This window comes from Streptomyces sp. NPDC101225, from assembly GCF_044767585.1.
Lineage (GTDB): Bacteria > Actinomycetota > Actinomycetes > Streptomycetales > Streptomycetaceae > Streptomyces.
In genome coordinates, this window is sequence record NZ_JBIWOE010000089.1 from 1 (window position 1) to 7317 (window position 7317).

At 66.7% G+C, this 7317-nt stretch carries 5 protein-coding genes and 1 pseudogene; 2 read left to right on the forward strand and 4 right to left on the reverse strand.

Going from position 1 to position 7317, the window contains the following annotated elements:
- Window positions 1–103: 103 nt before the first annotated feature.
- Together ACIRPX_RS45670 and ACIRPX_RS45675 are read right to left on the reverse strand one after the other, a co-directional pair.
- The gene (locus ACIRPX_RS45670) at window positions 104–739 is read right to left on the reverse strand and encodes a peroxiredoxin (RefSeq protein WP_404206094.1); all 636 of its coding nucleotides are present in this window, start codon (window positions 737–739) and stop codon (window positions 104–106) included.
- Between the two features lie 281 nt (window positions 740–1020).
- The gene (locus tag ACIRPX_RS45675) at window positions 1021–2037 is read right to left on the reverse strand and encodes an alcohol dehydrogenase catalytic domain-containing protein (RefSeq protein WP_404206095.1); all 1017 of its coding nucleotides are present in this window, start codon (window positions 2035–2037) and stop codon (window positions 1021–1023) included.
- A gap of 203 nt (window positions 2038–2240) precedes the next feature.
- Between ACIRPX_RS45675 and ACIRPX_RS45680 the strand changes: the two genes are divergently transcribed.
- Window positions 2241–2834, forward strand: coding sequence for a TetR family transcriptional regulator C-terminal domain-containing protein (locus ACIRPX_RS45680; RefSeq protein ID WP_404206096.1), 594 nt, complete (start codon window positions 2241–2243; stop codon window positions 2832–2834).
- A gap of 245 nt (window positions 2835–3079) precedes the next feature.
- Window positions 3080–4099 carry an NADPH:quinone reductase gene (locus tag ACIRPX_RS45685; RefSeq protein ID WP_404206098.1) on the forward strand — a complete coding sequence of 340 codons (1020 nt, stop codon included), beginning with the start codon at window positions 3080–3082 and terminating at the stop codon, window positions 4097–4099.
- 210 nt (window positions 4100–4309) lie between these two features.
- Here ACIRPX_RS45685 and ACIRPX_RS45690 read toward each other — a convergent pair.
- Window positions 4310–5152: pseudogene (locus ACIRPX_RS45690) on the reverse strand (iron-containing alcohol dehydrogenase); the annotation flags it as partial.
- 23 nt (window positions 5153–5175) lie between these two features.
- Window positions 5176–6576 carry a glycerate kinase gene (locus ACIRPX_RS45695; RefSeq protein WP_404206097.1) on the reverse strand — a complete coding sequence of 467 codons (1401 nt, stop codon included), beginning with the start codon at window positions 6574–6576 and terminating at the stop codon, window positions 5176–5178.
- Window positions 6577–7317: the final 741 nt, after the last annotated feature.

The following is a 7317-nucleotide window of genomic DNA, read 5'->3' on the forward strand; positions in this document are numbered from 1 at the left end:
CGACAACCCGACAGGCCACCACTCCCACGGAATCACCACTGCTATCCCCGACCAGCGGAAACGCACCGATCACACCCGGAAAGACAACAGCTTCTCAGGAGACTCAGGCGTTTTTCGGCTGGTCCGTCAGGCGCAGGTACGGCTTCATGGCACGGAATCCGGGGAAACGAACTGCGGCCTCCTCATCGCTGACGGCGGGAGTGATGATGACCTGTTGTCCCTGCTCCCAGTCGGCAGGCGTGGCGACCTGGTGCTCGGCCGTGAGCTGCAGCGAGTCGAGTACCCGAAGTATCTCGGTGAAGTTGCGACCCGTGCTGGCCGGGTAGGTCAGCGTCAGCTTGATCTTCTTGTCCGGCCCGATGATGAAGACGGCCCGAACTGCCGCGGTGTCCGATGAATTGGGATGGATCATGCCGTAGAGTTCGGAAACCTTACGGTCTGCATCAGCGATCATGGGGTAATTCACTGCAGCGCCCTGAGTTTCGGCGATGTCCTCCGCCCAGACGCGGTGGTCTTCTGCGCTGTCAACCGAAACAGCAGCGACCTTGGTATTGCGCTTCGCGAACTCCTTTTCCAGTTTGGCAACCGTGCCAAGCTCCGTCGTGCAAACGGGAGTGAAGTCGGCGGGGTGCGAGAAGAGAATGCCCCAGCCTTCTCCCAGCCAGTCATGGAACCGCAGCTCTCCCGTCGCCGTGACGGCCACGAAGTCAGGCGCCACGTCGCCTAGTTGAAGACTCATATCACTGTTCCTTATCCGGTACCGGGAACGAGGCTGCACAGGAGCCGCGCGGTCGCGGGGTGTCGCCGGGCGCCACGAACCCTGTCGGCAGAGACTTGACCATAACATAGCCATAAGTGTTTTGCTTATGTCGACTTCCTGTGGAAGGTGACGGGTGAGGCGGTCATGGCCGTCAAGCCTGCATTCGTGCTGCACGTCCAATCCGAGGGGTGGTGCAACAGGTATTCACGGCCCCCTCGCCGTTGAACTCCGGCCCTTTGCTGTCCGGTTGGAGCGGTGGGCTACGCCAAGGTGTCGAGGACGACGCGGAATCGGGCCTTCCCAGCCATCATGTATTCGTATGCCTTGGGGGCGTCGGACAGCGGCATCACCTCGGTTGTCGGCCGGATGCCGTGCGCGAGGCTGAAGCGAAGGTTGTCCTCGTTGTCGATCGGTGTGCCCGTGAGGCGTCCGGTGATCGTGCGGCTGCCAAAGACGAGGTCTGCTGTCTGGACAGCGATGGGCTCGGCGTCGGCACCGAGTACGACGAGCTGGCCCCGAGTCCGGAGTCCGGGCACAAGAGGCGACATGGACGGCCCGCTTGCTGCCGTGGCGACGACGGCGGCGGCGCCGCCCAGACCCTGCAGTTCCCGACCCGGGTCTTCGGCGATGCTGTCGATGTAGTAGTCGGCGCCGAGCGAGCGCGCCAGCTCTTCCTTCTCCCTGCCGCGCGCTATCGCGACGACGCGATAGCCGAGCTTCGCGGCGTACTGGAGCGCGAGGTGGCCGAGTCCACCGATGCCCTGAATTGCCACCAGGGCTCCGGGCTCTGCGTCGATGGATCGCAGCCCCATGAAGGAGGTCAGTCCGGCGCACAGCAGCGGCGCGGCCTCCACGGGGGAAAGCCCTTCCGGGATGCGGACGAGGCCGTTTGCCTGGGCCATCACATAGTCGGCGTAGCCGCCGTCGACCGTCGTACCCATCTGCTGTTGGTTCTCGCAGTGCACGAAGATCCCGCGTCGGCAGGGCTCGCACTCGCCGCAGTGCCCGGCAAGGAACCCGACGCCCACACGTTCTCCCACACGCCAGGCGCTGACGCCCTCGCCCACCTCGTCGATCACGCCGACGATCTCGTGGCCGGGAACGACGGGCGCCGACGGGTCGGCCCGCAGCCCCTCGACGGCCAGCGCGTCCGAGTGACACACCCCGCATGCCTCGACCCGCAGGCGCACAAAGCCGGGCCGCGGCGCCTCCAGGGCGCGCTGGACGGTGGAGAAGACGCGTGAGCCGGTGACTTGGACAGCTCGGTATTGGGACATGGAAACCCTCCGTGGATGCGGATCTCTGATCGGTGGCGATCGGCGGGCCGCAGTGGGCGGCAAGGGCTCAAGCCGGCGCTCAGCCCTGTGGGCCACACCCGCCGAGTCCCATAGTGACCGGTCATCTTGAAGCGGGTCAAGGCGATCCTCCATGGTTGACACAAAGGGAAGACGACTGCTCATATTGGATGACGGAGGTGCTCATGGCCAGGCGAAGCATGCGCGAAGAGATCGTCAACGCGGCGGCAGACGTGTTTCACACGCACGGTTACAACGCGGCCGGCGTCAAGGACATCACCGAGGCGGCCGGCGTGCCGAAAGGGTCGTTCTACAACCACTTCGAGAGCAAGGAAGCCCTGGCTCTCACCATCCTCGAACTGTACGGGGAGACCAGGCGTCTGGACGAGCTGTCCGACCGATCCGTCGAACCGTTGGTGCGACTTCGCGCACATTTCGAGTTCTTGCGTGATGAGCAGGAACAGTACGGTTTCACCCGCGGCTGTCTGCTGGGTAACTTCGGTGCCGAGGTGGCCGACCACAGCACTGCGCTGCGCTGCAGGATCTGCGAAGGATTCGACCAGTGGAGCCGTGCCCTGGCCGGGGCGCTGCGCGACGCGATCACGACCGGGGACATCGACTCGACGGTCGACCCGGATACGACCGCGGTCTTCCTGCTGTCCGCCTGGGAAGGAGCTCTCGTGGCAGCTCGAAGCAGCCGCTCGGCGACGCCGTTCGACGCCTTCTTCAGCCTTGTCTTCGACCGGCTGCTCGTGCCCGGGCTGCGGGAGACCACGTAAGACGACATTGCCGAAGACCTGTCCTGCCGGGCCGAAAGCGGACCCCTGCCGCTTTCCGTGGCAGGAGCGGGTCGACCGCAACGCGATGTCGGCGACCGACCGGCAACGTCACGCGCTGGACGAGCCGACACTTCGGCTCGTTCGCGCCCTGTTCCCACGGCGGAGACCCGCAGGGCAGGACACCGCTCGACGTCCGCCCCGGTCCTCCAGGAGTGGGAGGAAGCCAATGACTGAGAGGCGTGATGATGAGAGCCGTCGTGTACGAGAGGACTGGACCCGCGGCAGAGGTACTGCACCTGGTCGAACGCCAGGTGCCCCAGCCCGGGCAGGGCGAGGTCCGGGTCAAGGTGGTGGTTTCGGGACTGAACCCGGTGGACTACAAGTTCCGTGAAGGCCGAGGGGAGCCCACGCCGTTCCCGCAGGTGGTTCCTCATAACGACGGCGCCGGACTGATCGACGCCGTGGGCCTCGGAGTGCGGAAGCTGCGGGAGGGGCAGCGCGTCTGGCTGCGGGAAGCAGCCTTTCGTCGGTCGACAGGAACCGCGCAGGAGTACACCGTGGTGCCGGAGCACCTTGCCGTTCCGCTGCCGGACGGAATCTCCTTCGACACAGGAGCAGCGATCGGGATTCCGGCGATGACGGCGCATCGTGCGCTCACAGTGCACGAAGACGCCCCCGCGCGCCTTGAGGAGGGAGCGCTCTCCGGGGCCACTGTGCTGGTGTCCGGGGGCTCAGGCGCCGTAGGACATGCCTCGATCCAACTGGCCCGATGGGCCGGCGCTCGCGTGGTGTCGACTGCGAGCACCGAAGAGAAGGCGAAGCTCGCATCCGCGGCCGGGGCCGACGCGGTGGTTCTCCGCGGGCGGTCGGACACCGAGCAGAAGATCCGTGATTTCGCTCCACAGGGCGTCGACGTCATTGTCGAAGTGGCCCCCGCGCAGAACGCCGCCCTCAACGCGGCAGTGGCGCATGCACACGGGTGCGTCGCGGTGTACGCCGACACGGGGGGCAGCGAATTGTCGCTCCCAGTGGGTCCCCACATGTTCCGCAACCTGCGCTATCAGTTCCTGATCACATTCGAGATGCACGAGACCGCCAAGGCGCGGGCGCTCATGGCTGTGGACGATGCGCTCCGCTCGGGCGCCTTGCCCGTGGGTGACGAAGCGGGACTCCCGCTGCTGCGCTACCGGCTGGAGGAGACCGCGCGAGCTCACGAAGCCCTGGAACGAGGAGCGATGGGCAAGGTGCTGCTGGACATACAGTGACCAGCTCTGCCCAGCCCGGCGGCGGTCTGCGCCTTGCCGGTGATCCGGCCTTCGACGATGCGGGTCCGCTCCAGGTGTCTCAGGCATAGATCTGCGCGTAGAGATACTGGATCTCCTCCGCGGTGGGGACCAGCGGATCGTTGGCGGGGACCCGGACGCGATTGCCTGCTCGGCCATGAGCGGTGTCAGGCGGGTCCACTCGTCCTTGTCGATGCCGTGGGCCGCGGGTGTGGGCACCTTCAGGTTTGCACACAGGGTGCGCAGCGCATCGACGAGTTTGCCGGCGGCCGATGCGTTGCTGTCCTGGACAGTAGCGGCTCCGAGCGCGCGGGCGTAGTCGGCGTACTGGCTGTGCGCGGCGGGTACGGAGAAGGCGGTCACCGCGGTGAACAGCATGGTGTTCGACAGGCCGTGGGCGACATGGAAGTGCGCGCCGATCGGGCGGCTCATGCCGTGGACGAGCGCCACGCTGGTGTTGGAGAAGGTGATGCCGGCCTGGGTGGCTGCGAGCGTCATCGCTTCCCGGGCCTCGACGTCGCCGCCGTCGGTGTAGGCACGGCACAGATGGCGGCCGATGGTCCCGATCGCGGCGAGCGCGAGGCTGGCCGCGAATGGGTTGGACTCCCGGCTGACGTACGCCTCGACCGCGTGCGTGAGTGCGTCGACGCCGGTGTCGGCGGTGAGCCGGGGCGGCATCGACATGGTCAGCTCGACGTCGACCACGGCGGCGAGTGGCAGGAACGCCGGCCCCGAGCAGAGCATCTTCTCGGCCGAGGCATTGTCGGTGATGACGGTGAACTGGGGCGCTTTGGATCCGCTGCCGGCCGTGGTGGGCACCGCGACCACGGGGAGCGCGCGGCCAAGAATGACGCGGGGTGCCTTGTAGTCGCGCATGTGGCCGCCCTGTACGCCCAGCAGGGCGAGGTCCTTGGCACTGTCCATCGGGCTGCCGCCACCGAACCCGATCACCGCGTCCGCCTTGTGTTCGTGCAGCACCCGCAGCCCTGAGACCAGGGAGTCGGCCGTCGGGCCGGGCACCGTGCCGGAGAACACCCGTGGATGCAGCCCAGCGTTCTTCAGCTCCCGCAGACGGGATGTGCAGAAATGGAGTTAGCGTGGTCTCGTGAATCCCCGCTCCCCCTCAACTGACAACACTGCGGCCCCTCTTCGGGAGGCCGACCGCGGTACGGTCGATCCCCGTCGACTTCGTGCAGACGACCTGCGCTTTCTGCTCGCGGTCGCTCGCACGGGACGCCTGGTGGTGCGATGCTTCGGTCGCTGTCATGCCGCGATCCAGTTCCCCAGGTGCTCCTGAACCAATCCGTGACGAGCCGTCGGGTAAGCCGCTCAGCGAGTGCGACGGCGTCGTTGAAGGAATCCTCGCCAGTACGAGTCTCCGCGCTCAGTTCGCCCATCGCGTCGAAAAGGTGCTCCACTTGAGCGTTCGTCCTGTCGATCCGACCGGCGACAGCGATGACGTTCGCTCCTGCCGCACGGGCCAGCCGGGCGACCGACACGGGTACCTTGCCCCTGACCGTTTGGGCGTCCAACGAGCCCTCGCCCGTGATGACGAGATCGGCTCTTCGGACGGCATGGGGAACGCCGAGCAGGTCGATCATGAGGCGCGCGCCAGGCTCTGTGCGGGCGTGGCACAGCCCCATGAGCCCGCCCGCGATGCCGCCGGCCGCACCCGCTCCCCGGAGTCCGGCGACATCGCGGCCGAAGCTGCGGGAGATGGCCGCGCTCCAGCCGACGAGCCGCGATTCGAGTTCGTCGACCTCCTCCGGCGAAGCGCCCTTTTGAGGAGCGAAGACGGCTGCTGCCCCTTCCTCGCCGAGAAGTGGGTTGTCCACGTCGGTGGCTGCGATCAGTTCGGTGTCGCCCAGGGGGGCACCGGCTGGCGGCACGATTTCCCACACTTGGGAGAGCGAGTCCGGATGCGCCGGGAGCGGACGACAGTGGCGATCGAGGAAGCCGTAGCCGAGGGCACATGCGATTCCGAATCCACCGTCGGTGCTGGCCGTCCCGCCGAGCCCGACGACGATCCGCCGCGGTGATCCCTCGGCCGCGGTACGCAGGAGTTCACCGACACCGAAGCTGGTTGCGCGGACTGCGCGTCGTTCCTCGTCCGCGGTGACCAGTTCGAGGCCGCATGCCTGAGCGGCTTCCACGTAGTGGACGGTGCCGAGCTGCGCCCAGCGCGCGAATACCGGCTGGCCCAGAGGGCCGGACACCTGGCGCCCCCGGATCTCCGCACCGGCGGACCGGAGTCCCTCGATGGTGCCTTCACCCCCGTCGGACATGGGGAAGAGGGAAATATGCGCGTTCGGGAGGACGGCTCGCACGGCGTCGGCCAACGCGGCGGCAGCTTCGCCGGCCGTCATGCTGCCTCGGAACTTGTCGGGTGCGATCACAACGACCGGGGCTGCTGTGCTTGCGGCTCCCCGGGTGTCGTACGGTCTGCGGTTCTTCTGCATGGCGCCACCTGGCCTCGTGGGTTGTGATTTCCAATCCATTAAGGATTATGTTGGTTCCGCTTCGCTGGATCAAGAGCGGAGCGCTGGGTGCGCCTGTTCCGGGTGGCGTGATTGGCTGCGCTCAGTGGGGTGCTATATCCAATCCACTGCGCCTACGCTCAGCCTGCTTCGGCCAACTAACGGTAGTTCGTTAGTTTCGGCAGTAGAGGTCAATGCCCTGTCCGGTGGTGACTGCGTCGATCAGGGCCTGGAGGTCGGAGGGTGGGTCCTTGTCCGTCCGGGCTCGCCACCATCGGTTGAGGGTGACGGCGGGGGTGAGCCAGGAACGTATGGCGCGTAAGGCCCTGGGCCAGCAAGGCTGTTGGGGCCGGTGGGGTTGGTCTGGGCCCCCTCTCTGGCCCCTCGTCGGGGCACGGGTCTGGTGCGGTGGCATCCAGGGGTCCGGGTGGGGCGAACCATTGGTCCCAGCAGAAGGAGAAGGCGCAGTTGATCAGGGTCTGGTGGCGGCGGATGGCGCGGTCGGAGCGGACCTGGAAGTCGGCCCAGCCGAGTTCGTCCTTGATTTGTTTGTAGCTCTGTTCCCCGGGTTCGACAGTTGGTGGGCATACGGCCGCAGCGAATCTGGGGGCTGACCTGTAGCGATGGACATGAGGAGGCTCCGGGGCCGTTTGCCCACGGCTCCGGAGTGCGTTTTCCCAGCTCAGCGGCTATTCGGGGGTCTTGAGGCCGCTCATCTTTGGT